The organism is Streptomyces olivochromogenes (assembly GCF_021538895.1).
In the GTDB taxonomy this organism is placed as follows: Bacteria; Actinomycetota; Actinomycetes; order Streptomycetales; family Streptomycetaceae; genus Streptomyces; species Streptomyces olivochromogenes_A.
On the sequence record NZ_JADDRL010000041.1, the window covers coordinates 1 to 25,817 of the forward strand.

At 70.4% G+C, this 25,817-nt stretch carries 24 protein-coding genes; 9 read left to right on the forward strand and 15 right to left on the reverse strand.

Annotation, left to right across the window (positions count from 1 at the left end; genetic code table 11):
• Nucleotides 1-333 precede the first annotated feature (333 nt).
• The 5 genes from IPZ69_RS21525 to IPZ69_RS21540 form a co-directional block, all read right to left on the reverse strand.
• Nucleotides 334-1,305 carry an EamA family transporter gene (locus IPZ69_RS21525; protein WP_235455850.1) on the reverse strand — a complete coding sequence of 324 codons (972 nt, stop codon included), beginning with the start codon at nucleotides 1,303-1,305 and terminating at the stop codon, nucleotides 334-336.
• A gap of 79 nt (nucleotides 1,306-1,384) precedes the next feature.
• Nucleotides 1,385-3,412 (reverse strand): ABC transporter ATP-binding protein, encoded by a 2,028-nt coding sequence (locus tag IPZ69_RS21530; RefSeq protein ID WP_235455851.1) that lies wholly within the window; start codon nucleotides 3,410-3,412, stop codon nucleotides 1,385-1,387.
• Between the two features lie 101 nt (nucleotides 3,413-3,513).
• Nucleotides 3,514-3,645 (reverse strand): hypothetical protein, encoded by a 132-nt coding sequence (locus tag IPZ69_RS47040; RefSeq protein ID WP_268834862.1) that lies wholly within the window; start codon nucleotides 3,643-3,645, stop codon nucleotides 3,514-3,516.
• A gap of 168 nt (nucleotides 3,646-3,813) precedes the next feature.
• Nucleotides 3,814-4,935, reverse strand: a complete 1,122-nt coding sequence (locus IPZ69_RS21535) for a lipid II:glycine glycyltransferase FemX (protein ID WP_235455852.1) — start codon at nucleotides 4,933-4,935, stop codon at nucleotides 3,814-3,816.
• A gap of 113 nt (nucleotides 4,936-5,048) precedes the next feature.
• The gene (locus tag IPZ69_RS21540) at nucleotides 5,049-7,865 is read right to left on the reverse strand and encodes an FAD-binding and (Fe-S)-binding domain-containing protein (RefSeq protein WP_235455853.1); all 2,817 of its coding nucleotides are present in this window, start codon (nucleotides 7,863-7,865) and stop codon (nucleotides 5,049-5,051) included.
• 143 nt (nucleotides 7,866-8,008) lie between these two features.
• On the opposite strand from IPZ69_RS21540, the gene serC reads away from it, so the two are divergent.
• Complete coding sequence (gene serC / locus IPZ69_RS21545; RefSeq protein WP_235455854.1) at nucleotides 8,009-9,127, forward strand: phosphoserine transaminase; 1,119 nt, start codon at nucleotides 8,009-8,011, stop codon at nucleotides 9,125-9,127.
• Nucleotides 9,128-9,235: 108 nt separating this feature from the next.
• Here serC and IPZ69_RS21550 read toward each other — a convergent pair whose 3' ends face one another.
• Both IPZ69_RS21550 and IPZ69_RS21555 read right to left on the reverse strand, forming a co-directional pair.
• Nucleotides 9,236-9,787, reverse strand: coding sequence for a hypothetical protein (locus IPZ69_RS21550; RefSeq protein WP_235455855.1), 552 nt, complete (start codon nucleotides 9,785-9,787; stop codon nucleotides 9,236-9,238).
• Nucleotides 9,788-9,927: 140 nt separating this feature from the next.
• Entirely contained in the window at nucleotides 9,928-10,914 is a 987-nt protein-coding gene (locus tag IPZ69_RS21555) for a WD40 repeat domain-containing protein (protein ID WP_235455856.1), read from the reverse strand.
• A gap of 111 nt (nucleotides 10,915-11,025) precedes the next feature.
• Here IPZ69_RS21555 and IPZ69_RS21560 point away from each other — a divergent pair, with 111 nt between their 5' ends.
• The 3 genes from IPZ69_RS21560 (at nucleotide 11,026) to IPZ69_RS21570 (ending at nucleotide 12,969) form a co-directional block, all read left to right on the forward strand.
• Entirely contained in the window at nucleotides 11,026-11,709 is a 684-nt protein-coding gene (locus IPZ69_RS21560) for an SGNH/GDSL hydrolase family protein (RefSeq protein ID WP_235455857.1), read from the forward strand.
• Nucleotides 11,710-11,797: 88 nt separating this feature from the next.
• Nucleotides 11,798-12,385 (forward strand): Uma2 family endonuclease, encoded by a 588-nt coding sequence (locus IPZ69_RS21565; protein ID WP_235455858.1) that lies wholly within the window; start codon nucleotides 11,798-11,800, stop codon nucleotides 12,383-12,385.
• A 23-nt stretch (nucleotides 12,386-12,408) separates the two neighbouring features.
• Nucleotides 12,409-12,969, forward strand: a complete 561-nt coding sequence (locus IPZ69_RS21570) for a Uma2 family endonuclease (protein ID WP_235455859.1) — start codon at nucleotides 12,409-12,411, stop codon at nucleotides 12,967-12,969.
• Here the strand turns inward: IPZ69_RS21570 and IPZ69_RS21575 are convergent.
• Complete coding sequence (locus IPZ69_RS21575) at nucleotides 12,941-13,573, reverse strand: hypothetical protein (RefSeq protein ID WP_235455860.1); 633 nt, start codon at nucleotides 13,571-13,573, stop codon at nucleotides 12,941-12,943. The genes IPZ69_RS21570 and IPZ69_RS21575 overlap by 29 nt on opposite strands.
• A 177-nt stretch (nucleotides 13,574-13,750) precedes the next feature.
• Between IPZ69_RS21575 and IPZ69_RS21580 the strand changes: the two genes are divergently transcribed.
• A complete protein-coding gene (locus IPZ69_RS21580) occupies nucleotides 13,751-14,743 on the forward strand; it encodes an aldo/keto reductase (protein ID WP_235455861.1) in 993 nt (330 codons plus the stop codon).
• Between the two features lie 173 nt (nucleotides 14,744-14,916).
• Here the strand turns inward: IPZ69_RS21580 and thpR are convergent, their stop codons facing one another.
• Nucleotides 14,917-15,489 carry an RNA 2',3'-cyclic phosphodiesterase gene (gene thpR, locus IPZ69_RS21585; RefSeq protein ID WP_235455862.1) on the reverse strand — a complete coding sequence of 191 codons (573 nt, stop codon included), beginning with the start codon at nucleotides 15,487-15,489 and terminating at the stop codon, nucleotides 14,917-14,919.
• 139 nt (nucleotides 15,490-15,628) lie between these two features.
• Between thpR and IPZ69_RS21590 the strand changes: the two genes are divergently transcribed.
• Nucleotides 15,629-16,174: a GNAT family N-acetyltransferase gene (locus IPZ69_RS21590; RefSeq protein ID WP_235455921.1), complete on the forward strand. Its 546-nt coding sequence runs from the start codon at nucleotides 15,629-15,631 to the stop codon at nucleotides 16,172-16,174.
• Nucleotides 16,175-16,193: 19 nt separating this feature from the next.
• On the opposite strand, the gene IPZ69_RS21595 is transcribed toward IPZ69_RS21590, so the two are convergent.
• Both IPZ69_RS21595 and IPZ69_RS21600 read right to left on the reverse strand, forming a co-directional pair.
• Complete coding sequence (locus IPZ69_RS21595; RefSeq protein WP_235455863.1) at nucleotides 16,194-17,465, reverse strand: MFS transporter; 1,272 nt, start codon at nucleotides 17,463-17,465, stop codon at nucleotides 16,194-16,196.
• A gap of 102 nt (nucleotides 17,466-17,567) precedes the next feature.
• Nucleotides 17,568-18,005, reverse strand: coding sequence for a MarR family winged helix-turn-helix transcriptional regulator (locus IPZ69_RS21600; RefSeq protein ID WP_235455864.1), 438 nt, complete (start codon nucleotides 18,003-18,005; stop codon nucleotides 17,568-17,570).
• A 155-nt stretch (nucleotides 18,006-18,160) separates the two neighbouring features.
• Here IPZ69_RS21600 and IPZ69_RS21605 point away from each other — a divergent pair, with 155 nt between their 5' ends.
• The gene (locus IPZ69_RS21605; protein WP_235455865.1) at nucleotides 18,161-18,343 is read left to right on the forward strand and encodes a BrnA antitoxin family protein; all 183 of its coding nucleotides are present in this window, start codon (nucleotides 18,161-18,163) and stop codon (nucleotides 18,341-18,343) included.
• Nucleotides 18,344-18,373: 30 nt separating this feature from the next.
• Here IPZ69_RS21605 and IPZ69_RS21610 read toward each other — a convergent pair whose 3' ends face one another.
• On the reverse strand, nucleotides 18,374-19,825 hold the full coding sequence (locus IPZ69_RS21610; RefSeq protein ID WP_235455866.1) for an NCS2 family permease: 1,452 nt from the start codon (nucleotides 19,823-19,825) through the stop codon (nucleotides 18,374-18,376).
• 171 nt (nucleotides 19,826-19,996) lie between these two features.
• On the opposite strand from IPZ69_RS21610, the gene IPZ69_RS21615 reads away from it, so the two are divergent.
• Together IPZ69_RS21615 and IPZ69_RS21620 are read left to right on the forward strand one after the other, a co-directional pair.
• Nucleotides 19,997-20,263 carry a DUF2530 domain-containing protein gene (locus tag IPZ69_RS21615; RefSeq protein ID WP_235455867.1) on the forward strand — a complete coding sequence of 89 codons (267 nt, stop codon included), beginning with the start codon at nucleotides 19,997-19,999 and terminating at the stop codon, nucleotides 20,261-20,263.
• Between the two features lie 109 nt (nucleotides 20,264-20,372).
• Complete coding sequence (locus IPZ69_RS21620; protein ID WP_235455868.1) at nucleotides 20,373-22,769, forward strand: HAD-IC family P-type ATPase; 2,397 nt, start codon at nucleotides 20,373-20,375, stop codon at nucleotides 22,767-22,769.
• A gap of 107 nt (nucleotides 22,770-22,876) precedes the next feature.
• Here the strand turns inward: IPZ69_RS21620 and IPZ69_RS21625 are convergent, their stop codons facing one another.
• The 3 genes from IPZ69_RS21625 to IPZ69_RS21635 form a co-directional block, all read right to left on the reverse strand.
• The gene (locus tag IPZ69_RS21625; RefSeq protein WP_235455869.1) at nucleotides 22,877-23,728 is read right to left on the reverse strand and encodes a hypothetical protein; all 852 of its coding nucleotides are present in this window, start codon (nucleotides 23,726-23,728) and stop codon (nucleotides 22,877-22,879) included.
• Nucleotides 23,729-23,974: 246 nt separating this feature from the next.
• Nucleotides 23,975-24,841: a hypothetical protein gene (locus tag IPZ69_RS21630; RefSeq protein ID WP_235455871.1), complete on the reverse strand. Its 867-nt coding sequence runs from the start codon at nucleotides 24,839-24,841 to the stop codon at nucleotides 23,975-23,977.
• A 116-nt stretch (nucleotides 24,842-24,957) separates the two neighbouring features.
• Nucleotides 24,958-25,737, reverse strand: a complete 780-nt coding sequence (locus IPZ69_RS21635; protein WP_235455872.1) for a calcium-binding protein — start codon at nucleotides 25,735-25,737, stop codon at nucleotides 24,958-24,960.
• Nucleotides 25,738-25,817: the final 80 nt, after the last annotated feature.

Sequence of the window (25,817 nt, forward strand, 5' to 3'; positions counted from 1 at the left end):
GCGGAGCGCCCTTTACTCGGGGCGCGGAAGCACGACACTGGCCAAGAAGCGGGCGGCCCCCACGGCAACCACTCACCCACCTGTTGTCCAACCCCGGCCCCCAGCCCCTTGATACGCGGGGCCATGAAGGTGGAGCGCCGCAGCCGCTAGACCAGTTCATCCGTCGCGATGAACCCCGGCGGCGCGGTAGATGCCGCTGGCGGTGGTCAGATGCTCGTGGTGCGACCACGGCACAGGCGGCGCCCAGGGCGCCGGGGGTGCGGACCGTCGCCCGGTGTTTCAGGCACGAGCCCGACTCCAGTCGCCGCGCACCCGACCGTGGCGCGAGAAGCGTCAGGGCGCGTTCGTCGGGGCCGGGGCCTTTCCGCGGCCCACCTGGGTGCGTACCGCTCCCATGCTGGCCCCGATGACCAGGGCGATCGCGGCGGCCTGGGTGGCGGTCAGGGACTGGTCCAGGATGAGGAAGCCCGCCGTCGCGGCGATGGCCGGTTCCAGGCTCATGAGGATCGCGAACGTGGACGCGGGCAGGCGGCGCAGGGCGAGGAGTTCGAGGGTGTAGGGGAGCACCGAGGAGAGGACGGCCACCGCCGAACCCAGGGCCAGCGTGGTCGGGTTCAGCAGCTTGGTGCCCGATTCGACGATCCCCAGGGGGAGGAACAGCAGCGCCGCCACTGCCATGGCCAGCGCCAGACCGTCGGCCTGCGGGAAGCGTCGGCCCGTACGGGCGCTGAAGACGATGTACGCCGCCCACATCGCGCCCGCCCCGAGCGCGAAGGCGACGCCCACCGTGTCGAGGTCGCTGAAGCCTCCGCCGCCCAGCAGGAAGACGCCGCCGAGCGCCAGGCCCGCCCAGACGGCGTTGACGGCGCGGCGCGACGCGAGGACCGAGAGGGCCAGGGGGCCCAGGACTTCGAGGGTGACCGCGGGGCCCAGGGGGATGCGGGCGACCGCCTCGTAGAACAGGCCGTTCATCGCGGCCATCGTGATGCCGAAGACGACCACCGTGCTCCAGTCGGTGCGCGAGTGGCCGCGCAGGCGGGGGCGGCAGACCACGAGCAGGACCACCGCGGCGGCCAGCAGCCGCAGGGTCACCACGCCGAGCGCGCCGGCCGTGGGCATCAGCGTCACCGCGAGCGCCCCGCCGAACTGGACCGAGATCCCGCCGGCCAGCACCAGCCCCACCGGGCCGAGCGAGCCGAAACGACGCGGGGCACCCGCGGGGGTGGAGGCGGGGGCCACCGGGGTCGGTGTGGCGGTGCTGGAGGAGGTCACGGGCGGTCCAGGTGCTTGATCAAGAGTGTCCATCACGATGTACTACCGAGTCCAGGGTAATAGACCTCGACAGGTGTGTGAACCCTTTATGTAACTGTCCTGGATGGTGGGATCAGGAGCCGGGCCAGGGCGCCTCGTACATCCCGTAGGCCCCGTGCGTCTCGTGCATCTCGTACGTTCCGTGCGCTCCGTGCGTCTCGTACGCCGGGCGGGTCCAGACTTCCGCCGCGGCCGCGTAGCCCTCGTACCCCGCCAGCGGCATCCGCAGCTCCCCCGTGTCCATCACCGCGTTGTTCTGTGAGCGGTGCAGGCGGGAGTACGCACCTCCCCTCGCCAGCAGTTCCTCGTGGCGGCCCGTCTCCACGATGCGGCCGCGGTCGACGACCAGGATGCGGTCGGCGTCGGGGGCGAGGTTGAGATCGTGGGTGATCATGATGGTCGCGCGGCCCGCCGTCAGCCGGCGCAGTGGCTTGACCACCCGGCGCGCGGCCATCGCGTCCAGCCCGGTCGTCGGCTCGTCCAGGACCAGCACCGGGGCGTCGCGCAGGATCGCGCGGGCGATGGCCAGGCGCTGGAGCTGGCCGCCGGACAGGCGGGCCGAGTTGGGGTCGATCCTGGTGTCGTAGCCGTCGGGGAGCCGTTCGATGAAGTCGTGCGCGTCGGCCGCCCTCGCCGCCTCGACGATCGCCCGCTCGCTGGCGCCGGGGCGGCCGCAGGCGATGTTGGCGCGGACCGTGTCGTGCAGGACGAGGGTCTCCTGCGGGAGGAGCGTGACGTATTCGCGCAGGCGGGCGAGCGGGAAGTCCCGTAGCGGTATGCCGTCCAGGAGCAGCTCGCCGGAGTCCGGGTCGTAGAAGCGGAGCAGGAGCTTGGACACGGTGGACTTGCCCGCGCCGCTCGGGCCCGTGATGATCACGAGTTCGCCGAGGCTGACCGTGAAGGACAGGTCCTCCAGGGTGGTGGTGTCGGCGCCGGGGTAGCGGAAGGAGACGTCGCGCACCTCGACCGTGCCGTCCGGGCGGCCGGCCCGCGTGGGCCGGTGCGGGTCGGTGACCGAGGGCCGTACGTCGAGGATCTCGATGAGCCGCTCCGCGCCCGCGGTGGCCGCCGTGACCGTGAGGCCGAGCTGGGCGAGACCGCGGACGGGCGGGTAGAGGTAGCCGAGGAAGGCGGCGAAGGCGAGGAGCTGGCCGAGGGTCATCCGGCCGGTGGAGATTTCCCAGGCGCCGATGCCGATCACGGCGAGCACGCACACCGTCTCGATGACCTGGACGAGCTGTTCGTACGCCTCGTTGAGGCGGGTGGCGCGGACGGAGGCACGGAACCAGGCCTTCGCCTCCTCGCCGAGTCGCCGCTTCTCGGCGTCCCGGCGGTCGTAGGCCTGGGTGAGCACGATGTTGCCGAGGGACTCCTCGACGACGGAGGTGATCGCGCCGTCGGCGACCCGGCCCGCGCGGGAGACATCCTTGATGGCGCCGGAGAAGCGGCGGGCCGCGAGCCAGAAGAGGGGCGCGAGGACGAAGGTGGCGGCGGCCAGGTCCCAGCGCAGCCAGAACGCGGCGGCCGCGTAGAAGACCGCGCTGAAGGCGGCGGACGCGGCGCCCACGAGTCCCGACACGACCATCGTCTCGATCGCCTCGACGTCGCTGGTCAGGCGGGAGAGCAGGTCGCCCTGGCGGTGGCGCTGGAAGAAGTGCGGGGGCAGCCGCTGCACATGGTCGAAGACGTGCTCGCGCAGCCGCATCACGAAGCGCTCGGTCGCCCAGGCGGCGAGCGAGTTGCCGGCGTACGCGACGAGCGCGCCGGCCACGGCGATGCCCAGCCACCGCACGGCCGGGCTCCAGAACGCGCTCAGCGAGCCCTTCCGCAGGGCGTGGTCGGTGAGGTCGCCGAAGAGCAGGATGGCCTCGGTCTCGGCGAGCGCGGCCAGCACCGTGCACACCCAGACGATCAGCAGCCAGCGGCGCAGTCCTACGGTCAGCGGCCAGAAACGGAAGAACGCGGTGCGGGCGGGAATGGTGGGGGTGTCGTCGTCTTCGGGTTCCTCGTATTCGGGTTCATCGCATTCGGGTTCCCCGTATTCGAGTTTCCCGTATTCGAGTTCCCCGCGCCCGAGCCCCTTGCCCTCGGCTCTTTCCATTTCGCGTCGTCTCCGCTTTCCGTCACTCGGTCCTTTTGAAGTCGGGAATGGGCAAGGGGGGTCGACGGTGCACCATCGACCCCCTTTTGCTCAGCGTCGGGTCACTGGTCCCGGCCGGGCAGCGGCTTGGGCAGCGGCTTGTGCGCGTGCTTCTTCGGACGCGGGTTCGGCGGCGGCGGGAGCTGCTTCGACTTGGGCTTGGGGGGCAGCGGGGCAAGCTTCTTGAAGCTCATTTCCGACTCCTAGTGTTTCGCGGTTCAGTGGATCGGTAATTCCGCGTCCGGATCCCGATGTCGAAGAATTTACACGGCTCCCCCGCCGCGGAACGGCAAAAATGGCAAAGGGGCGCTGTGAAACCTTATGGAAAACCTGGGAGTTGGATGGAAAAGCTGAGAGCCGCCTCAGCGGCGGGCCAGATAGACGTCGAGCGCCTTGTGCAGCAGCCGGTTGAGCGGGAAGTCCCACTCGCCCACGTACTCGACGGCCTCGCCGCCCGCGCCCGCCTTGAAGCGCAGCAGGCCGAGCAGGTGGTTGGACTCCTCCAGGGTGTCGGTGATGCCCCGGAAGTCGTAGACGGCGGCGCCCAGTTCGTGCGCGTCGGCCATCATGCGCCACTGCATCGCGTTGTTGGGCTGGACCTCGCGCTTGCGGCTGGTGGAGGCGCCGTAGGAGTACCAGACGTGGCCGCCGACGACGATCATGGTGGCCGCAGCGAGCAGGTCGCCCTCGTGGTGGGCGAGGTAGAGGCGCATGCGGTCGGGGTGTTCGGCGGTGAGCGCGGTCCACATGCGCCGGAAGTAGGGCAGCGGGCGGGGGATGAAGCGGTCGCGCTCGGCGGTCTCGGCGTACAGCTCGTGGAAGGCGGGCAGGTCGTCGTATCCGCCCTGGACGACCTTGACCCCGGCCTTGTCCGCCTTCTTGATGTTGCGCCGCCACTGCTGGTTGAGCCCGCGCTGGATGTCGTCCAGGGAGCGGCCGGCGAACGGCACCTGGAAGACGTACCGGGGCTGTCCGGCGGCGAAGCCCTCCTCGTCGCCGGGCTCGGTCTGCCGCCAGCCCATGCGGCGCAGGCGGTCGGCCAGCTCGTCGGCGCCCGGTTCGTACGAGGTCGGCTCCACGTCCCCCAGGCGGTGGGCCCCCGGGTCGGCGATCGCCGCCTTCACCGTGTCGGCGCTCCAGCGCCGCGCCACGACGGGCGGCCCCATCTTCACCGAGAAGGCGCCCCGCCGCTTCAGGTACGCGAGCATCGGCCGCAGCCATCGCTCCAGCTCGGGTCCGTGCCAGTCGATGGCCGGCCCCTCCGGGAGATACGCCAGATACCGCTTCACCTTGGGCAGCGGGCGCAGCAGCACCAGCCCCGCGCCGACGATCCGCCCCTGTTCGTCGAACCAGCCCAGGCTCTCCGCCTCCCAGTCGGGCTTCACGTCCCCCCACGACGGAAGCTGCATATGGCTCACAAAGGCGCGGCTCGCCACGAAGGCGAGATGCTCCGCGCGGCTGATCGGCCGGAGGGTCGGATTCATGGGCGGCGCTCCTTGGTGAGAGGGCTGAGCCCGACAACCCTATGAAGCGGCCGCCCCGAACCCTGGCGCCACACGCCTGACCACCCGCCCCGACGGCCCACCGCCGGTTCCCGTCAACTCCCCTCCCGTTCCAGCGCCTCGGCCAGCACCTCCGCCAGATGGCGGCCCCGCACCCCGGCCAGCTGCTCCAGCTGCGTGCGGCACGAGAAGCCGTCCGCCAGGACCACCGTCCCCTCGGCCGCCTCCCGCACCGCGGGCAGCAGCTGTTCCTCCGCGCAGGCGGACGACACCTCGAAGTGGCCCTTCGTGAAGCCGAAGTCGCCGGCCAGGCCGCAGCAGCCGCCGCTCAGTTCGCCGGTGAGGCCGGCCGCCTCGCGCAGCCGGCGGTCGGGCGCGTCGCCCAGGACCGCGTGCTGGTGGCAGTGGGTCTGGCCGGCCACCGGGCGGGCCACCGACGGCGGCGTCCATGTGGGTGCGTACCGCTCCAGCGCCTCCGCGAAGGTGACGACCCGCTCCGCCAGCCGCGCCGCGCGCGGATCCTCGTGCAGCAGCTCGGGCAGGTCGGTGCGCAGGGCGGCGGCGCAGCTGGGCTCCAGGACGACGACGGGGGCCGCGGTGCGCAGGACCGGTTCCATCAGGTCGAGGGTGCGGCGCATCACCTCGCGGGCCCGGTCGAGCTGGCCCGTGGAGACGTACGTCAGCCCGCAGCAGACTCCGCCCCGCCCCCGGAGGTCGGGCAGCCGCGGGGTCGGGGGCAGCGCCACTCTGAGCCCGGCGGCCTCCAGTACCCCCACGGCCGCCCGCCCCACCGACGGCGAGAAGTGCTCGGTGAAGGTGTCCGGCCATACGACGACCAGGTCACCGCCGCCGGCTGGGCCGCGTCTGCGCCACCACCGGCTGAACGTCTGCGGCGCCACCCGGGGGATCTCCCGCTCCGGGGCGATCCCGGCGAGTCGCTTCGCCGCCCGCGCCAACGGCCGTACCGAGGCGAGCGTGTTGAGCGGCCGGGCCGTGCGGGTGCGGGCCACCCAGCGCAGCCAGAGCGGCAGCAGGCCCATCGCGTAGTGCGCGGCCGGCCGCCGCCGGCCCTGGTAGTGGTGGTGCAGGAACTCCGCCTTGTACGTGGCCATGTCGACCTCGACCGGGCAGTCGGAGCGGCAGCCCTTGCAGGACAGGCACAGGTCCAGCGCGTCCCGGACCTCGGTCGAGCGCCAGCCGTCGGTCACCAGGTCGCCCGCCAGCATCTCGTGCAGCAGCCGGGCCCGCCCGCGCGTGGAGTGCTCCTCCTCGCCGGTCGCCCGGAAGGACGGGCACATGACGGAGGAGCCGGCCCCCGTCGTCGTACGGCACTTGGCGACGCCGACGCAGCGGCGCACCGCGGCCGAGAAGTCGCCGCCGTCGGCCGGGTAGCCGAAGGCCACGTCGACCGGGCGGCGCGGCAGCACGGAGAAGCGCAGGTTGGCGTCCAGCGGGGCCGGGCGGACCAGCATGCCGGGGTTGAGCAGGTCGTCCGGGTCCCACACGCCCTTGGCCCGCTCGAAGAGGGCGACCGTCCGCGCGCCGTACATCCTCGGCAGCAGTTCGGCGCGGGCCTGCCCGTCCCCGTGCTCCCCGGACAGCGAACCCCCGTGCGCCACCACCAGGTCGGCCAGTTCCTCGGAGAAGCGCCGGAAACGGCCGACGCCGGCCTCGGTGAGGAGGTCGAAGTCGATCCGGACGTGGATGCAGCCGTCCCCGAAATGCCCGTACGGCGTGCCGCGCAGTCCGTGCGTGGTGAGCAGTTCCCGGAACTCCCGCAGATACGGGCCGAGCCGGGCGGGCGGCACCGCGCAGTCCTCCCAGCCGGGCCAGGCCTCCGTGCCGTCCGGCATGCGCGTCGCCGTGCCGCTCGCGTCCTCCCGGATGCGCCACAGGGAGCGCTGCTCGGCCGGATCGGTGACGACCGACGCGTCGACGACGTCGGCCGCGCGGACGATCGCCTCCGCACGCGCGCGTGCCTCCCCCGCCGACGCCCCGCCCGTCTCCACGAACAGCCAGGCCCCGCCCCGGGGCAGCCCGGCCGCCGACCGCACCAGGTCGGCGGCCATGCCCTCCACCGTCAGCGGCCCCAGCGGCAGCAGGCCCGCCGCCGCCTCCGCGGCCGCGCTCTCGTCCGCGTACGCCAGCACCGCCAGGGCACGCGCGCGGGGTGCCTCGACGAGCCGCACCACCGCTTCCGTCAGTACGCCCAGGGTGCCCTCGGAGCCGCAGAAGGAACGGGCGACGTCGGCGCCCTTCTCGGGCAGCAGCGCGTCCAGCGCGTACCCGGAGATGCGGCGGGGCAGGTCGGGGAAGCCGGTGCGCAGCCGGGCCAGTTCGCCCTCCACCAGCGCCCGCAGGCCCTCCGGCGCGCCGGCCCAGCCCGGCCCGAGCCGCAGCCGCTGTCCGCGCGCGGTGACCACGGACAGCTCCCGCACGCTGTCCGCCGTCGTCCCCCAGGCCACCGAGTGCGAGCCGCAGGCGTTGTTGCCGATCATCCCGCCGAGCGTGCACCGGCTGTGCGTCGAGGGGTCCGGGCCGAAGCGCAGCCCGTGCGGGGCGGCGGCCTCCTGGAGCCGGTCGAGGACCAGACCAGGCTGGACGACGGCCGTGCGCGCCTGCGGGTCCAGCGCGAGCAGCCGGTTCATGTGCCGGGTGAAGTCCAGGACCACGCCCGTGCCCGTCGCCTGGCCCGCGATCGAGGTGCCCCCACCGCGCGCCACCACCGGCACCCCGTGCGCCCGGCACACCTCCAGCGCCGCCGCCACGTCGTCAACATCGCGTGGCGCCACCACCCCCAGCGGGACGCGTCGGTAATTGGACGCGTCCATGGTGACCAGCGCCCGGGACGTGACGTCGAACCCCACCTCGCCCCGGACGGCTCCGCGCAGCTCCGCCGCCAGTTCCCTCATGCGTCCAGGATGCATCCGACCACTGACAGTGACGGACCCCGCCCCGACGTCGTAGCTCTTCACAAGTCCACGGGCCGACGGCGGTCGTCTCATCGAACGGACACGTTTCCGTCCGGTTTCTCCGAAGGGATACGCTCCGGCTCGTGGCTGAGATCCAGATTCCCTCTGACATCAAGCCCGCGGACGGACGTTTCGGCGCGGGTCCCTCCAAGGTGCGGACGGAGGCGCTGGACGCCCTGGCCGCCACCGGTACGTCCCTCCTCGGCACCTCCCACCGCCAGGCCCCGGTCAAGAACCTGGTCGGCAAGGTGCGCGAGGGCATCTCCGAGCTGTTCTCCCTGCCCGAGGGCTACGAGGTCGTCCTCGGCAACGGCGGCTCCACCGCCTTCTGGGACGTCGCGACCCACGGCCTGATCGAGAACAAGTCCCAGCACCTCAGCTTCGGCGAGTTCTCCTCCAAGTTCGCCAAGGCGGCCAAGCTCGCCCCCTGGCTGGCGGAGCCCACCGTCGTCGCCACCGACCCCGGCACGCACCCCGAGGCGCGGGCGGAGGCGGGCGTCGACGTCTACGCCTTCACCCACAACGAGACCTCCACCGGTGTCGCCATGCCGATCAAGCGCGTGGCCGGCGCCGACGAGGGCGCGCTCGTCCTCGTGGACGCCACCTCCGGCGCCGGCGGCCTCCCGGTCGACGTGGCCGAGACCGACGTCTACTACTTCGCCCCGCAGAAGTCCTTCGCCTCCGACGGCGGCCTGTGGATCGGCGTCTTCTCCCCCGCCGCGATCGAGCGCGCCGAGCGCATCCACGCGTCCGGCCGCCACGTCCCGGAGTTCTTCTCGCTCCCCACGGCGATCGACAACTCCCGCAAGAACCAGACGTACAACACCCCGGCCCTCGCCACCCTGTTCCTGCTCAACGAGCAGCTGGAGTGGCTCAACGGGCAGGGCGGCCTGGCCTTCTCCACCGGCCGCACCAAGGACTCCTCGACCCGCCTGTACACCTGGGCGGAGGAGTCCAAGTACGCCACCCCGTTCGTGTCCGACCCGGCCAAGCGCTCGCAGGTCATCGGCACGATCGACTTCGCCGACGAGATCGACGCGGCGGCCGTCGCCAAGGTGCTGCGCGCCAACGGCATCGTCGACACCGAGCCCTACCGCAAGCTCGGCCGCAACCAGCTGCGCATCGCGATGTTCCCGGCCGTCGACCCGGCCGACGTCGAGGCGCTGACGAAGTGCGTCGACTACGTGATCGAGAAGCTGTAACCGTACGGAGTACGGAGTACGGCTGACTGCGCACGACGAAGAGGGCGCCCGGCAAGTACCGGGCGCCCTCTTCTCGTACGACCGAACGGGGCCGGACCGGACGGGGGCTCAGGTCAGCGTGTCCGCCGTGGTGCCCTGCACCCTGGCGCTGATGTTCGAGATCTTGCCGTTCTCCTTGAGGATGACGGTGACCCGGACGGGCCGGACGGGGTTCGGCGGGACGACCGGACCGGGCGGGAACACCAGGAAGCGGGGGGAGACGACCACCGGTGAGACCGGTTCGGGAGGCCAGGAGACGGTGTCGGTACTGGCGCCGAAGAAGCGGTAGGTGCCGTGGGTGGTGCGGCCGACGCCGGTGGTGTCGCGCAGGCTGCTGATGATCTGGGCGGTTCCGCCGCCGCCCGCGTTCGCCCGGGTGACCACGGTGACCGTGATCCGGCCGGTGACGTCGACGTGCTCCTTGTCGAGGGTCAGCGGGCCGGACAGCGCCAGATCGGCGGTGGCGAAGTGGACGCCGACAGCGGCGGCGGCCGGGGCGAGGGCCGGCGCGACCTTGCGCGGGGTGGTCTGGGCCGAGGCGCCGGCCGCGGGAAGGGCCAGGCCCAGGGCGGCAACGAGCAGGCAGGTCTTCTTGGTGGCGCGCAGGGCATGACGACGCATCGAAGCTCCCATCGGCGAGGGCGGGACCACATCGATGTCCCCCCCGTCCCGCGAAGCACTCCCAGCCTGCCCGCCCCTGACCGCGGCTGCCCGTCGGCGCATCCGGTCGAGTGAGCGGCGCCGGTTCGGAGCCGGGCGCGTCAGTCGCGTCGCAGCAGCCGTCGCAGGCCGAACACGGCGGCCGCGACGACGGCGACGGCGAGGGCGCCGAGCTTGACGCTGTCGCTCGTGGTGGCATCGCCGCTTCCGGCCGCCGAGGTGGAACTCCCGTCCCCGGAAGGGGATTTGTCGTCCCCGCCCCCGCCGCCCGGCGCGTCCTGCGCCTCCACCGAGCTGTCCGCGCCCTCACTGCCGTACATGAGCTTGGTGCCGTCGGCGGAGTAGGTGATCGACTCCCCCTGGCCCTGGAGGGGGACGTTCAGCCGGCCCTTCCGCTCGATCCTGCCGCCGTTCCAGTCGTAGTAGATGCCGCCGAAGTAGCCGCGTACGGCGAGTTGCCTGCCGTTGGACGAGAAGGCGGCGTCCGTGGCCCACAGGTCGACGGTGGCGACGGGCTTGAAGATGTTGGCGCCGGAGGGCGACAGCCGGGCCGGGCCCTCGTACAGGTGCCCGCCGTTCTCCTTCTTGTCGATGATGTACACACGGCCGGTCTTCGGATGGACGACGAGCGACTCGGCGTTCCGCGCCCCGTTGGAGTACTTCACGACGTACTGCGTGGCCTTGATCGTCTGGTTCTTGAGGACCTTGGGCTCGGGCAGCCGGTAGATCCAGACGTACGGCCAGCTGCCGTCGAGGTTGTCGCCGATGTCGCCGACGTAGATCTGGTTGTCCGGGCCGATGGAGATGGCCTCCACGTCACGCGGGGTGCCGACGCCGCTCAGCGTGATCGTGGCGACGGTCTTTCCGGTGGCGCTGTCCACGGCGTAGATGTACGGCCCGTCGTCGCTGTCGTTGTGCGTCCAGTAGATGCCGGGGTGGAGGTGGGAGGCGGCGAGGCCACTGGACTCGGTGATCCGCGAGTCCTTGATCGTGAACCCATTGTCACCGTCACCGTCGGCGGCGGAGGCGGGCAGGGCGAGGGCGCCCGTGAGCAGGACCCCGGCGAGGAGGGCGAAGGAGCGACGCATGCCCCAAGCCTGCCATCCCAGCGGCGTGTTCACGGGGCGTGGCCGGGCGCCCGTCGACGACGTGGTGGGCCTCACACCCCACCCGCCCCCGTGATCCACCATCATGAGCGGATGCTCAGGTTCATGCCCGTCGGTGACTCCATGACGATCGGAAGCGCGGGCGAACACACGTGGCGCTACCGGCTGTGGCAGCACCTGTGCGCGACACACGACGGCCCCTTCTCGATCGTCGGCCCCCGCGAGACGCTGTTCGACAAGATGGCGGACGCCCCCACGTCGTACCTCTACGCCGACCCCGACTTCCCCCGCGCCCATCTGGCCGGCTGGGGCGAGGGCTGGCAGCACATGGCTCCGCTGATCGGCGACGCGGTGGAGAAGTGCCGGGCGGACGTCCTGCTGGTCTCCCTCGGCCTGATCGACCTGGGCTTCTACACGAACGCGGAGCAGACGGCGGACAACGTACGGGACTTCGTCGCGGCCGCCCGGGAGGCGAACCCGCGGGTCCGTATGGTCGTGCTCCCGGTGATCCCGAACATCCGTGCCGCGGCCGACGCACCCTTCGCCGAGCAGGTGGACCGGTTCAACGTCCTGCTCGCGAAGGCGGTCGCCGACCTGGACGAGCCCCGCTCGCCGATCCTGCTGGCGTCGCCGCCTAAGTCGTACGACATCCACGCCGACACGTACGACGGCACGCACCCCAACGAGAGCGGGGAGCACCGGATCGCGGGGGCGTTCGCGGGGGCGATGTGGGAGGCGTGGGGGGTCGGACAGGCGTACGTGGCTGGAACAGGTTGACTTGATCGCGGCGTCTCCTGGTCACTGTGCGTATCGTTGAGCAGCGCGGCCGCACTCATCGACGGAGCGGCCGGGGAGGAGCGCCACGATGACCGTCCTCGAAGACAGGATCGCGATGGCCGAGAGCGACAACGAGAGCACGCTGGACGAGATGTTCGAGCGGCTCGAGAAGATGCCCGTCCCCGAGGGATACAAGGTCGAGATCGTCGAGGGGACCGTCTACATGACGCCGCAGCGGGACACCCACTGGGAAATCATCCTGGACATCGTCGAGCAGTTGCGAACCAAGTACTCCCGGAAGCGAGTGAAGTCCGACGTCCGGATCGACTACCCGGGCCACCTCAACGGCTTCGCCACGGACGTGACGGTGATGGCTGAGGATGCCGCGAAGACGGAAGCCGGCCGTTGGCGCCACGAGGACGTCGAGTTCGTCGCCGAGGTCATCTCCAAGGGCACCGCCGCCAACGACTACGGCCCCAAGAAGACCGCCTACGGCACAGCCGAAGTCCCGGTCTACGTCATCGCCGACCCCTACCAGCGCAGGTGCCACATCTACACCCAGCCCAAGGAAGGCGACTACGAGATCGAGACCACGGTTCCCTTCGGCAGCGACGTGGACCTCACCAACACGGTCGTCGGCCTCACTCTCAAAACCGACGAGTTCCCGCGGGACTGATCACCGTCGGGGGCAAGATCGACATGGCCGACGAGACCGTCAAGTGCTTGGACGACTGGTTCGATCGGCTTGACCGACTGCCCGTCCCCGAGGGTTACAAGGTCGAGATCGTCGGGGGCACTGTCTACATGGCGCCGCAGCGAGACATCCACTGGGAAACCATTCGCCGGATCCTGCGGGCTCTTGAAGACCACTTCGGACGGCACGGCACGCAGCACTTCTCGGACGTCCGTATCGACTTCCCCGGTCACCAGAACGGCTTCTGCCCCGACGTGGTCAAGCTCCGCGACGGCGCCACGAAGGACGAGGAGGACCGCTGGCGGTACGAGGACGTGGAGTTCGTCGCAGAGATCTCGGCGGGGACCGCGCAGAACGACTACGGCCCCAAGAGGAAGGCCTACGCGCTCGCCGCGGTCCCGGTGTACCTCGTCGCCGACCCCTATCAGGGCAAGTGCCACATGTACACCGAGCCCAAGGACGGCGACTACACCTGCGAGCTGCGTGTCGATTGCGGCACCGCCATCGACCTGACCACCACGCCCCCGGGCCTCACCCTCAAGACCGACGCGTTCCCGCGTGGCTGATCGCCGTCGGGGTCGGCATGCGGAGGCTGTCGAGGAGTTGCCGGTACGTCCGGGTCATCGACGCCGCCTGCTTCTCGGTGCTGAGGCTCATCAGCTGGACGTAGTGGCTGCCGTCGTAGATGAAGCGTGTGGCGCCGACGGTTCCGTCCTTGGCGGACAGCCGCGCGTCCAGGGTGCGACGGCCGTTCACGTCGGTCTCCTTGGTGACCGTGCCGGTGAGCACGTCACGGGGGGACTGGGAGTACCGGTTGCAGCCGCCCAGGAAGGCACGAAGGGCGACCTTGAGGTCCTTCGCCCTGGGGACGTCGAAGACCGCGAAGCCGGTGGCCCGGTCGTCGTTGCCCGCCATGTAGACCCGGCCTTCTACACCGTCCTTGGCCTTGGTGTACTTCTCGACCTTGGGTTTTCCGGGCAGCTCGACCTTGATGCCGGTCGGGGCGTCGGTGACCTCCACCCAATGACCGGCGGCGACGGCGCCGGCGGGCGGCGGTGCCCCCGTGGCGGCGAGCGCACTGGTGGGCAGCAGCACGCCCGCGGTGACGGCGACCGAAGCGGTGAGCAGCGCGTGGCGGCGGATTCGCGTACGAAGAGTCGGAAGGGTCATGGGAACGCACGTCCTGAAGTGGTGGGGTCGGGGGGAGGAGAGGCCTCACGGCCTGGTGTCCATTAGGCCCGGGAACCGCCCGTCGGGTCATGCCACGGCATCGCGTGGCACGGGAACCCGGGACTTGACACCGAGGCGCTTGCATGGAGCGCACTCCAAGACGTTGGCTTGTGGACCATGAAGTACACGCAGCTAGGACGCACGGGACTCAAGGTCGGCCGACTTGTCCTCGGCACCATGAACTTCGGCCCGCAGACGGACGAAGCCGACAGTCACGCGATCATGGACGCGGCGCTGGACGCGGGTGTCAACCTCTTCGACACCGCCAACGTGTACGGCTGGGGTGAGAACAAGGGCCGTACCGAGGAGATCATCGGGAACTGGTTCGCGGGGGGCGGCGACCGGCGCGACAAGGTCGTGCTCGCCACCAAGGTGTACGGCAACATGGCCGCCGACGGCGAGCCCTGGCCCAACCACGACAAGCTCTCCGCGCTCAACATCCGGCGCGCGGTGGACGCCAGCCTCAAGCGGCTGCGGACCGACCACATCGACGTCTACCAGTTCCACCACGTCGACCGCCGCACCCCCTTCGAGGAGATCTGGCAGGCCATCGACGTCCTGGTCCGGCAGGGCAAGATCCTGTACGTCGGCTCCAGCAACTTCCCCGGCTACAAGATCGCCCAGGCCAACGAGATCGCCGCCCGGCGCGGCGGCACCATCGGCCTGGTCAGCGAGCAGTGCCTGTACAACCTCGCCGAGCGCCGCGCCGAGATGGAGGTCATCCCGGCCGCCGAGGAGTACGGCCTTGGCGTCATCCCGTGGTCGCCGCTGCACGGCGGCCTGCTCGGCGGGGTGATCAAGAAGGAGGTGGCGGGCGGCAGGCGTGCCTCCGGGCGGTCCGCCGACGCCCTCGCCAACACCTCCGTACGCGCCCAGATCCAGGCGTACGAGGACCTGCTCGACAAGCACGGCGTGGAGCCGGGCGAGGCGGCGCTGGCCTGGCTGCTGACCCGGCCCGGCGTGACCGGACCGATCGTCGGCCCGCGCACCACGGAGCAGCTGGAGTCGGCGCTCAGGGCCTTGGAGCTGGAGCTGTCGCGGGAGCTGCTGGACGCACTGGACGAGATCTTCCCGGGGCCGGGGCCGTCCCCCGAGGCCTTCGCCTGGTAGCGAGCAGCTGCCGACCGGTGCCTGATGGCTGGTGGTCGACGGTCCGGCGGCTACGCCGGACCGCCGCGGCGGCGGTCTACTTTCCGACCGCCGCCATCATCACCACCACGAACATCAGCACGAGCGCACCGGCCATGATCCGGTTCCGGGTTTTCGGGTCCACGTATCCGAGACTAACCGGCCCCGCCCAGTGCCCAGCGGGCGACCGCCTCGTACCGGGGCTGCTCCCCGGGCACCCCGGACCTGGGCAGATTGCTGCGCACGAGGGCCAGTTCGGCCACGGTCCAGGTGCGGCTCGTGAAGTCCGTGAGGCTCGCCACATACGGTCGTACGTCCACCGAGTCCCGACTGCGCGCCACCGTCAGGTGGGCCTTGTACCGCCGGTGCTCCCCCATCGGCACGCCCGCCTTCCGCGCCGCCGCCTCCGCCCGGTCGGCGAGCAGCCGCAGCGTCTCCAGGTCGCCCTCGGCCCCGGTCCACAGCGCCCGCCCGTGCCCGAACTGCCCGCCGCCCGAGAGCGCCAGCGGGAACGGGGGCGTGCGGTGAGCCGCGCGCTCCAGCCGGTCCGACAGCTCCGGTACGAGTTCGTCGTCGACCTCGCCGTAGAACGCGAGCGTGAAGTGCCAGCCGGGACGGCCGGTCCAGCGCAGCCCGTCCGCCCCGGGCAGCTTGCCCAACAGGGCGACCTCGGCGGCCAGTTCGCTGGTGACGTCCTCCGGGGGCAGCACGGCGGCGAAGAGTCTCATGGCCTCACCCTTCCAGGGAACGGACCTGGGCGCACCGGAGAAAAGGAGGGGCGTGCGCCGCCTCGGCCGCCATGATCGGGCCATGGAGATCAAGGAGAGCCGAGAACGCACCCGGCGCGGCACGGCACCCGAGGAGCCCATGGAATCCAGGGAACCCACGGGACACCACGAGATCCGCATCCGCGAAGGCGGAGCCGGCGACATCCCCGTCATCCTCGGCCTGCTCGACGGGGCGCTGGCGTGGCTCGTGGCGCAGGGGCGTACCCGGCAGTGGGGCACCACGCCGTGGTCGGCGAATCCGCGGGCCGTCGGCCTGGTCCACCGGTTCGTCGGCGAGGGCACGCCCTACATCGCCGAGATCGACGGTGTCCCGGCCGGCACCCTGACGCTCAGCGCGGGGCCCGGACCGGATGTGGCACCCGTCGACGAGCCCGAGCGCTACGTCCACCTCTTCGCCTCGGACCACCGTTTCCGGGGTCGGGGCGTGGGCAGCGCCCTGCTCGCGCATGCCGCCGAGGTGACGGGGCGGCTCGGGATCTCCCTGCTGCGCCTGGACTGCTACGCGGGCGACGACGGCAGGCTGGTCGCCTACTACGAGGACAACGGCTTCGCCCGGGCCGAGCCGTTCACGTCCGGCGAGGACGAGTGGCCGGGGCGGGTGATGACCCGGAGGGTCCCGCGGTGAACCCTCCGGGGCCGGGTGTTCACGCCGTCGTCACGAGCTGCTCCCGCTCGCGCGGGACGAAGCGGACGCTGGGGTGGCCGTGGTTCCAGGCCACCGTCAGGCGCAGACCGCCGGCTCGGGCGAGGATCAGGCCGATCGTGCCGGCGGCGGCCGCCGCGATGCCGCCGCCCAGGGCGAAGCCGACGCGGGGGCCGTAGGTGTCGGTGATCCAGCCGACGAGCGGGGCGCCCAGCGGCGTACCGCCCATGAAGACCATCATGAACAGGGACATCACCCGGCCGCGCATGGCGGGGTCGGTGCCCATCTGGACCGCGGTGTTCGCCGTGACGTTGACCGTCAGGCCGAAGGCGCCGATCGGGATCATGAGCAGCGCGAACAGCCAGTACGACGGTGCCAGCGCGGCCACCATCTCCAGCGCGCCGAAGACCACCGCGGCCGCGATCAGGACGCGGTGGCGGGCCGTGCCGCGGCGGGCCGCGAGCAGCGCGCCGACCAGGGAGCCGACCGCCATCAGCGTGTTGAAGAGGCTGTAGGCGCCGGCCCCGCCGTCGAAGATGTCGTCGGCGTAGGCCGACAGCCACACCGGGAAGTTGAAGCCGAAGGTGCCGATGAAGCCGACCAGGACGATCGGCCAGATCAGCTCGGGGCGGCCGGCGACGTGGCGCAGGCCCTCCCGCAGCTGGCCCTTGCCGCGCGGCGCGCGCTCGACCACGTGCAGCTCACGTCCGCGCATCAGCAGCAGGCCGACGAGCGGGGCGACGAAGGACAGGCCGTTGAACAGGAACGCCCAGCCGGTGCCCACGCCGGTGATCAGCAGTCCGGCGACGGCGGGGCCGACCAGCCGGGCCGACTGGAAGTTGGCGGAGTTGAGGCTGACCGCGTTCTGCAGCTGCTCGGGTCCGACCATCTCGGAGACGAAGGACTGGCGGGCCGGGTTGTCGACGACCGTGGCGAGGCCGACGGCGAAGGCGGCGAGGTAGACGTGCCAGACCTGGACGTGTCCGCTGAGGGTCAGGGCGGCGAGCGCGATGCCGGTGAGGGCCATCGCGGTCTGCGTGACGAGCAGCGTGGGGCGCTTGGGCCAGCGGTCGACGAGGACGCCGCCGTAGAGGCCGAAGAGCAGCATCGGCAGGAACTGCAGGGCCGTCGTGATGCCGACGGCCGCGGAGGAACCGGTGAGGCTGAGCACCAGCCAGTCCTGGGCTATGCGCTGCATCCAGGTACCGGTGTTGGAGACGACCTGGCCGATGAAGAAGAGCCGGTAGTTGCGGATGCTCAGCGAGCTGAACATCGTGGACCTGCCGGGGCCGGTGGTAGTAGGGGCGTTCGGTGCGGGGGCGGAAGGTGCTCCGGGTCCCGTACTCAAAGTGGGTTCGCCTCCTCGCGAAGTGGGTTACAGGTGGGCGAGCTTCTCCAGTACGGGGGCGGCGGCTCGAAGTTTCGCCCACTCGTCCTCGTCGAGGCCCTCGACCAGGCCGGCCAGGAACGCGTTGCGCTTGCGGCGGCTCTCTTCGAGCATCGCCTCGGCCTGTTCGGTCCTGGTGACGACCTTCTGGCGCCGGTCCTCGGGGTGCGGCTCCAGGCGGACCAGCCCCTTGGCCTCCAGCAGCGCGACGATGCGGGTCATCGAGGGCGGCTGTACGTGCTCCTTGCGGGCGAGTTCGCCCGGGGTGGCCTGGCCGCAGGTGGAGAGGGTGCCGAGCACCGACATTTCGGTGGGGCTCAGCGATTCGTCGACCCGCTGGTGCTTGAGCCGACGGGACAACCGCATCACGGCGGAGCGCAGGGAGTTCACGGCGGCCACATCGTCGCCATGCGTAAGGTCCGGCATGTTCTTTAGAGTAACTCATTACCCTCGCTAAGGACCACCGGCGACACGCCGGGTTGCCCGTGACGAAGACCACTGAAACAGCACATCACTCATACGGGTGATCCGCACGCGGAACGTGACACACCCCGCCGAAGGGTGCCGCGACCCTCGTAGACATGGGGACCAGCGTGCTCAGCCTGCGGATGGATCACGATCTGCTGGAACGGCTCCGGCTTCACGCCGCCAAAAGAGGAATGAGCGTCCAGGACTATGTCGTCCGGACGCTCATTCGGGATGACTTCGACGAGCGGTTCCAGGCCGCCGTCGAGGAGACGGAGAAGTTCTACGGCGTCACGTGAGCGCGGCTCACGCGGTCGGCCGAGCGCGGCTCAGGTGAGGCCGAGGGCCGGCATCAGGTAGTAGAAGGCGAACACCGCGGAGACGACGTACATCGGCACCGGCACCTCCCGGCCGCGCCCGGCCGCCAGGCGCAGCAGCACGAAGGTGATGAAGCCCATGCCGATGCCGTTGGTGATCGAGTAGGTGAAGGGCATCATCACCATCGTGACGAAGGCCGGCATCGCGAGGGTGTAGTCGGCCCAGTCGATCTCCTTCACCGAGCCGGCCAGGATCAGGAAACCGACCGCGATCAGCGCCGGGGTGGCGGCCTGGGACGGGACCATCGTGGCGACGGGGGTCAGGAACAGGGCCACGGCGAACAGCCCGCCGGTGATCACGTTGGCGAAGCCGGTGCGCGCGCCCTCGCCGACGCCCGCCGTGGACTCCACGAAGGCGGTCGTGGCCGAGGAGGAGCTGGCGCCGCCCGCCGCCACGGCGAGACCGTCGACGAAGAGCACCCGGTTGATGCCGGGCATCTCGCCCTTGGCGTTGGTCAGCTTGGCCTCGTCGCTGACGCCCATGATCGTGCCCATGGCGTCGAAGAAGCAGGACAGCAGGACGGTGAAGACGAAGAGGATGCCCGTCAGGACGCCGACCTTGCCGAAGCCGCCGAAGAGGCTGACCTGGCCGAGGAGCCCGAAGTCCGGGGCCGAGACGGGGTTGCCGGGCCACTTCGGGGTGGTCAGGCCCCAGGAGGGGACCTTGGCGACGGCCTCGATGATCAGCGCGAGCACGGTCATCGTGACGATCGAGATGAGGATCGCGCCGGAGACCTTGCGCACGATGAGCGCGAGCGTGAGCAGCACACCGAGGATGAAGACGAGGACCGGCCAGCCGTTGAGGTGACCGTCCGCGCCCAGCTGAAGCGGGACGGTGGTGTGGGCGGCGTCCGGGATACGGGTGACGAAGCCGGAGTCGACGAGCCCGATCAGCATGATGAACAGGCCGATACCGATGGAGATCGCCTTGCGCAGGCTGTAGGGCACGGCGTTCATGACGCGCTCGCGCAGACCGGTCGCCACCAGCAGCATGACGACGAAGCCGGCGAGGACGACCATGCCCATCGCGTCCGGCCAGGACATGCGCGGCGCGAGCTGGAGCGCGACGACCGAGTTCACGCCGAGACCGGCGGCGAGGGCGATCGGGACGTTGCCGATGACACCCATGAGCAGGGTCGTGAAGGCGGCGGTCACCACGGTGGCCGTGACCAGCTGGCCGTTGTTCAGCTGGTGCCCGTACATGTCCTTCGCGCTGCCGAGGATGATCGGGTTCAGCACGATGATGTAGGCCATCGCGAAGAACGTGGCGAAGCCGCCACGGATCTCGCGCGCCGGCGTGCTGCCCCGCTCGGAAATCTTGAAGTAGCGGTCGAGGGCGCCGTAGGCAGGCGCTGCGCCCGGCTGCTCGGGGGCGGGGACCTTGGCAGGAGCCGAGGTGGACATGCGGGACCTCATCACCCATGGGACTCCCCCGAGACCCATTGGACTTTCATACGAACAGAAGCGGCCAGAGACAAACGGTTTCAGTATGAACGTATGAGTCGGAGTTCGCTATCTCCGCGCGTAGACCGCGGCACCCGCACCCCACCCGACGGCGCCTCGTAAGCTGTGCGCATGACGAAGTGGACCCCCAAGCACGAGGCGCCGGAGCCCCTGGAAGGCCCCGTGGTCGCCACCATCACCGGCGGCACGATCGTGTGGTTCGTCCTCTTCCTCGTCCAGCTGCCCTTCTACGGCTGGTTCGACGACCACGGGCACACCTGGTGGCTGTGGACCTGCCTGGCCGGCGGCGGCCTCGGCCTGATCGGCATCTGGTACGTCCGCAAGCGGGACGCGGCCATCAAGCGCGCGGCGGCCATGGAGACGGCACAGGTCGACTAGAGCCGTCGCCAAGGGCCCTACAACCCACGCACGACCCTTCTCCTCCCCAGGTCGGATCTTCCGGCCACTCGGCAGGTGAAGCCGCAAATCCGCACGTACCGTCGAATGCATGACGCACATCGATGCGGGCGCGGAGCTCGACCCTGTGCACCCGATACCCGTTCCGGTGACCCCGTCGACCGGCCTGACGGCCGCCGAGGTCGCGGAACGGGTCGCACGCGGCCAGGTCAACGACGTCCCGGTGCGCAGCAGCCGCACGATCGCCGAGATCGTCCGGGCGAACGTCTTCACCCGCTTCAACGCGATCATCGGCGTCCTGTGGGTGATCACGCTGTTCGTCGCGCCGATCCAGGACAGCCTGTTCGGCTTCGTGATCATCGCGAACACCGGCATCGGCATCGTCCAGGAGTGGCGGGCGAAGCAGACCCTCGACTCGCTCGCGGTGATCGGCGAGGCCCGGCCCACCGTCCGCCGGGACGGCATCGCCACCGAGGTCGCCACCCACGAGATCGTCCTCGACGACCTGATGGAGATCGGTCCGGGGGACAAGATCGTCGTCGACGGCGTCTGTGCCGAGGCCGACGGGCTGGAAATCGACGAGTCCCTCCTGACCGGCGAGGCCGATCCCGTCGTCAAACACCCCGGTGACCGGGTGATGTCAGGCAGCTTCGTCGTCGCGGGCGGCGGCGCCTTCGTCGCCACCAAGGTCGGCCACGAGGCCTACGCCGCCCAGCTCGCCGAGGAGGCCTCCCGCTTCACGCTGGTCCACTCCGAGCTGCGCAGCGGCATCTCGACGATCCTGAAGTACGTCACCTGGATGATGGTCCCGGCCGCCACCGGCCTCGTCATCACCCAGCTCGTCGTCAAGAACAACGACTTCAAGGACGCCGTCGCCCGCACGATCGGCGGCATCGTCCCGATGGTCCCGGAGGGGCTGGTCCTGCTCACCTCGGTCGCCTTCGCGATCGGCGTCATCCGCCTGGGCCGCAAGCAGTGCCTCGTCCAGGAACTCCCGGCCATCGAGGGCCTCGCCCGCGTGGACACCGTCTGCCTCGACAAGACGGGCACGCTCACCGAGGGCGGCATGGACGTCACCGAGCTCAGACCGCTGGGCGACAGTGACGAGACGTACGTACGACGGGTCCTCGGGGCCCTCGGCGAGTCCGACCCCCGGCCCAACGCCTCCCTCCAGGCCGTCATCGACGCCTACCCGGACAGCGAGGAGTGGCGCTGTGTCGAGTCGCTGCCCTTCTCCTCCGCCCGCAAGTACAGCGGCGCGACCTTCAGCGAGGGCGACGGCGAGACCAGTACCTGGCTCCTGGGGGCGCCCGACGTGCTCCTCTCCGACGGCGACCCGGCCCTCGCCGAGACCGAGCGGCTCAACGAGGCGGGGCTACGGGTGCTGCTGCTGGCCCGCGCCGCCCGCGAACTCGACGACCCCGACGTCGCCAAGGGGGCCACGGCCACCGCCCTCGTCGTCCTGGAGCAGCGGCTGCGGGCCGACGCCGCCGACACCCTGAGCTACTTCGCCGACCAGAGCGTGCACGCCAAGGTGATCTCCGGCGACAACGCGGTGTCGGTGAGCGCGGTCGCGGCCAAGCTCGGGCTGGGCGGCCGGGCGGTGGACGCGCGCCGGATCCCGAAGGACCCCGAGGGGATGGCGGACGCCCTCCACGAGGGCACCGTCTTCGGCCGCGTCACCCCGCAGCAGAAGCGGGAGATGGTCGGGGCGCTCCAGTCCCGCGGGCACACGGTCGCCATGACCGGTGACGGGGTGAACGACGTCCTGGCGCTCAAGGACGCCGACATCGGCGTCTCCATGGGCTCGGGTTCGGAGGCGACCCGGGCCGTGGCGCAGATCGTGCTGCTCAACAACAGCTTCGCCACGCTGCCGTCGGTGGTCGCGGAGGGCCGGCGGGTCATCGGGAACATCACCCGGGTGGCCACGCTGTTCCTGGTGAAGACCGTCTACTCGGTGCTGCTGGCCGTGCTGGTGGTGTGCTGGCAGGTCGAGTACCCGTTCCTGCCCCGGCACCTGACCCTGCTGTCCACCCTCACCATCGGCATCCCGGCCTTCTTCCTCGCCCTCGCGCCCAACAAGGAACGCGCGCGGCCGCACTTCGTACGGCGGGTGATGCGCTACTCGGTTCCGGGCGGCGTGGTGGCCGGGGTGGCGACCTTCGTGACGTACTTGCTCGCCCGCCACTACTACACCGGCGAGGGCGCGCTGGACGCGGAGACCAGCGCGGCCACGCTCACGCTCTTCCTGATCTCGATGTGGGTCCTGGCGATCATCGCCCGCCCCTACACGTGGTGGCGGGTGGCGCTGGTGGCCTCGATGGGCGTGGCGTTCGTGTTCGTACTGATCGTCCCCGCGCTGCAGAGCTTCTTCGCGCTGAAGCTGGTGGGGATCGCGATGCCGTGGACGGCGGTCGCGGTGGCCGCGGTGGCGGCGGTCGCCCTGGAGTTCCTGTGGAAATGGGTCGACCGCCGCTTTCCCGCGTAGCGCTCGGCTTCAGCGGGGTGGGTGGGCCGGTGTCGCGTTTCGGCTGCGGGACCGTTGTGGCTGGTCGCGTAGTTCCCCGCGCCCCTGCGGGGCGCGGCCCTACTTGCCTACTGCACGTCTACGTAGTCCGCCGTGGCGTTGACCGACGGGGTCGTCGCGGTGCCCGCGAAGCTGTAGCGGTAGTAGCCGTCGACCGTCGCCGTGGTCGTGGTCTTCAGGTTGCCGTACGAGTCCGTCTTGACGGTCTTCAGCGTGGTGTAGGTGCTGGAGCCCTTCTTGCGGAACTGGAGCTTGACCGGCTGGGTGGCGTAGCCGGAGTACTTGTTGGTGTCCCAGTTGGCCCGGGTGAGCCGGCCGGTGACCGTGAGGGTCTTGCCCTTCTTGACCGGCTCCGGCGCGGCGTTGACCGTCAGCTTGGACGCACGCTGGACCTTCAGGCCGCCGAGGCCGCCCTGGGTCTTGGTGTCGCCGCCCTTGGTGATCGCGAGGCCGCCCGCCGTCCAGGCGCCGGCGTCGGCGTTCGCCAGGTCGCCGTCGGCCGGGCGGACGTGGATGGTGGCGGTGCAGTTCAGGACGGTCGTCGAGGCGGCGGTGCAGGTGCCCGGGTCGTCGCTGATGATCATGTTGCTGGGGCTCGTCACCGAGGTGCCCTTGTAGATGAGCGGCCCGCTGGCGAAGTTGGCCGCGCTGGTGTCGAGGCTCGCCTCGTGGGTCACCGAGTAGGTGACCGGGACCGCGACGACAGCCGAGGTGCCGACGACGACGGCCTTGCCCTTGTTGACCTTCATGTTGGAGAAGGTGACGTTGAGCGTCGCGGCGGCACCGGCGGAGGCGTCGGCGGAGGTGGCGCTGAACTCCGACCGGGCGGAGGGGGCGTCGGCGGCCTGTGCGGCCGGCGCGACGAAGGCGGAGAGGGCCAGGGCGCCGGTGACGGCGGCCACGGTGGCACGTATGCGCATGTACGTTCCCCTGAGTGGAGAAAGGTGGGCACGGGGCCCAATTGATTGTGGAGTCTGTTGACTCACGCGATCAGATCCGTGACGGCAGCAACTGGTTGTACGGATGTTGCGCTGTCACGAGAGATTTTGTGCGCGGATTGCCAGTCGATGATCATTCCCTGACCGAACGGAACGGTCCCGTGTTCCGGAGCTCCGGAACACGGGACCGTTGGCGTCCTGCCGGCCGCTCGTGCCTATCGCACGCGCTTATCGCACGTCGACGAAGTCACCCGTGGCGTTGACGGCCGGGGTCGTCGTGGTGCCCGCGAAGGCGTAGCGGAAGTAGCCGTCCACGGAGGCGGTGACCGTGCTCTTCAGGTTGCCGTACGAGTCCGTCTTGACGGTCTTCAGCGTGGTGTAGGTGCTGGAGCCCTTCTTGCGGAACTGGAGCTTCACGGGCTGGGTGACGTAACCCGTGTACTTGTGCGACTCCCAGTTGGCCCGGGTCAGCCGGCCGGTGACCGTGATGGTCCTGCCCTTCGTCACCGGCTCCGGCGAGGCGTTGACCGTCAGCTTGGACAGGCGCTGGACCTTGGTGGTGCCCAGGTCGGCCTGCACCGTGCCGTCCTCGGTGGTGTACTGCAGGGCCAGCCCGCCGCCCGACCAGGTGCCGGCGTCGGAGTTGAAGAGCTCGTCGTCACCGGGGTAGATGTCGATGAGGCCCGCGCAGTCGGCGGTCGTCTCCGAGGTGGCGGTGCAGCTGGCCGGGGCGTCGCCGAACAGCACGTTGTCCGCGGTCTCCGGCGACGAACCCTTGTAGAGGAAGGGGCCGTTGGCGAAGTCGTCGGAGTTGATGTCGTAGTTGGCGCCGTGGGTCAGCGTGTAGGTGACCTTGGTGGAGACGTGGTTGGTGGTCCCGACCTTGACCGCACCGGCGATCTTGAAGTTCGAGAACGACACGCCCAGGTCGGCGGCGGTGGTGGCGGTGAAGGCGGACTTGCCGGAGGCGGAGAGCGCCTTCACGGCCTGTGCGCGGTAGGACGGGCCGGCGTCGGCGGCCTGCGCGGCCGGCACGACGACGGCGGAGAGGGCCAGGGCGCCGGTGACGGCGGCCACGGTGGCACGAATGCGCATGCGTTCCCTCGAATGCAGAAAGGTGGACACGAGGTCCAAGTGATCGGTGGAGTCCGTTGACTCCACCGATCAGACCCGCGAGGGCGGCGAGAGGTTGTACAGGTGTTCGGTGTGCGTCAGCGGACGTCGACGAGGTCACCCGCGGCGTTGACCGCCGGGGTGGTCGAGGTGCCGGCGAAGGAGAAGCGGTAGTAGCCGTCGGCGGAAGCGGTGGTCGTGGCCTTCAGGTTGCCCCGGGAGTCCGACTTGACGGTCTTCAGCGTGGTGTAGCTGCTGGCGCCCTTCTTGCGGAACTGGAGCTTGACCGGCTGGGTGGCGTAGCCGGAGTACTTGGCCGCGTCCCAGTTGGCCCGGGTCAGCGCGCCCGTGACGGTGATGGTCCTGCCCTTCTTCACCGGCTCCGGCGCGGCATTGGCCGTCAGCTTGGACGCGCGCTGGATCGGGAAGCTCTTGACGTTGTCCTTCTGGACGAAGTTGCTGTCCTTGCCCCGGGCGACAGCCCAGACCTTCCAGCTGCCGGCGACCTTGTTGATGAGGTTGGACCGGGCCGTCACGGTGTAGCCGGCCTTGCAGGTCGACTTGGTGGCGTCGACCTTGGTGCAGCTGGAGCGGCCGTCACTGCTGTTGGCGACGGCACCGCTGTCGGCCTCGTCGATGCTCGGGCCGTGGTACAGGATCGCCTGGGCCCAGTCGACGCCCGAGTCGTCCGTCACGGTGAAGGACACCGTGAAGGTCTTGCTCCCGGTCGCGCCGACGACGACGGCCTTCCCACCGTTCACCACGACGTTCGAGATCTTGGTGTCACCACGGCTGTCGTCGGCCTGAGCGGCCGGGACGGCGAAGGCGGACAGGGCCAGGGCGCCGGTGACGGCGGCTCCCAGTACTCGAATGCGCATGGATTCCCCAATGATCAGGAGCCTGTTGACTCGCATGATCAGATCCACGAAGGATGGGAACGGTTGTACGGGAACCGAAG

Coding starts and splice junctions, on each gene's coding strand:
- IPZ69_RS21525 (WP_235455850.1), bottom strand. CDS start 1,305: ATGGACACTCTTGATCAAGCACCTGGACCGCCCGTGACCTCCTCCAGC.
- IPZ69_RS21530 (WP_235455851.1), bottom strand. CDS start 3,412: ATGGAAAGAGCCGAGGGCAAGGGGCTCGGGCGCGGGGAACTCGAATAC.
- IPZ69_RS47040 (WP_268834862.1), bottom strand. CDS start 3,645: ATGAGCTTCAAGAAGCTTGCCCCGCTGCCCCCCAAGCCCAAGTCGAAG.
- IPZ69_RS21535 (WP_235455852.1), bottom strand. CDS start 4,935: ATGAATCCGACCCTCCGGCCGATCAGCCGCGCGGAGCATCTCGCCTTC.
- IPZ69_RS21540 (WP_235455853.1), bottom strand. CDS start 7,865: ATGAGGGAACTGGCGGCGGAGCTGCGCGGAGCCGTCCGGGGCGAGGTG.
- IPZ69_RS21550 (WP_235455855.1), bottom strand. CDS start 9,787: ATGCGTCGTCATGCCCTGCGCGCCACCAAGAAGACCTGCCTGCTCGTT.
- IPZ69_RS21555 (WP_235455856.1), bottom strand. CDS start 10,914: ATGCGTCGCTCCTTCGCCCTCCTCGCCGGGGTCCTGCTCACGGGCGCC.
- IPZ69_RS21560 (WP_235455857.1), top strand. CDS start 11,026: ATGCTCAGGTTCATGCCCGTCGGTGACTCCATGACGATCGGAAGCGCG.
- IPZ69_RS21565 (WP_235455858.1), top strand. CDS start 11,798: ATGACCGTCCTCGAAGACAGGATCGCGATGGCCGAGAGCGACAACGAG.
- IPZ69_RS21570 (WP_235455859.1), top strand. CDS start 12,409: ATGGCCGACGAGACCGTCAAGTGCTTGGACGACTGGTTCGATCGGCTT.
- IPZ69_RS21575 (WP_235455860.1), bottom strand. CDS start 13,573: ATGACCCTTCCGACTCTTCGTACGCGAATCCGCCGCCACGCGCTGCTC.
- IPZ69_RS21580 (WP_235455861.1), top strand. CDS start 13,751: ATGAAGTACACGCAGCTAGGACGCACGGGACTCAAGGTCGGCCGACTT.
- thpR (WP_235455862.1), bottom strand. CDS start 15,489: ATGAGACTCTTCGCCGCCGTGCTGCCCCCGGAGGACGTCACCAGCGAA.
- IPZ69_RS21590 (WP_235455921.1), top strand. CDS start 15,629: ATGGAATCCAGGGAACCCACGGGACACCACGAGATCCGCATCCGCGAA.
- IPZ69_RS21595 (WP_235455863.1), bottom strand. CDS start 17,465: ATGTTCAGCTCGCTGAGCATCCGCAACTACCGGCTCTTCTTCATCGGC.
- IPZ69_RS21600 (WP_235455864.1), bottom strand. CDS start 18,005: ATGCCGGACCTTACGCATGGCGACGATGTGGCCGCCGTGAACTCCCTG.
- IPZ69_RS21605 (WP_235455865.1), top strand. CDS start 18,161: ATGGGGACCAGCGTGCTCAGCCTGCGGATGGATCACGATCTGCTGGAA.
- IPZ69_RS21610 (WP_235455866.1), bottom strand. CDS start 19,825: ATGTCCACCTCGGCTCCTGCCAAGGTCCCCGCCCCCGAGCAGCCGGGC.
- IPZ69_RS21615 (WP_235455867.1), top strand. CDS start 19,997: ATGACGAAGTGGACCCCCAAGCACGAGGCGCCGGAGCCCCTGGAAGGC.
- IPZ69_RS21620 (WP_235455868.1), top strand. CDS start 20,373: ATGACGCACATCGATGCGGGCGCGGAGCTCGACCCTGTGCACCCGATA.
- IPZ69_RS21625 (WP_235455869.1), bottom strand. CDS start 23,728: ATGCGCATACGTGCCACCGTGGCCGCCGTCACCGGCGCCCTGGCCCTC.
- IPZ69_RS21630 (WP_235455871.1), bottom strand. CDS start 24,841: ATGCGCATTCGTGCCACCGTGGCCGCCGTCACCGGCGCCCTGGCCCTC.
- IPZ69_RS21635 (WP_235455872.1), bottom strand. CDS start 25,737: ATGCGCATTCGAGTACTGGGAGCCGCCGTCACCGGCGCCCTGGCCCTG.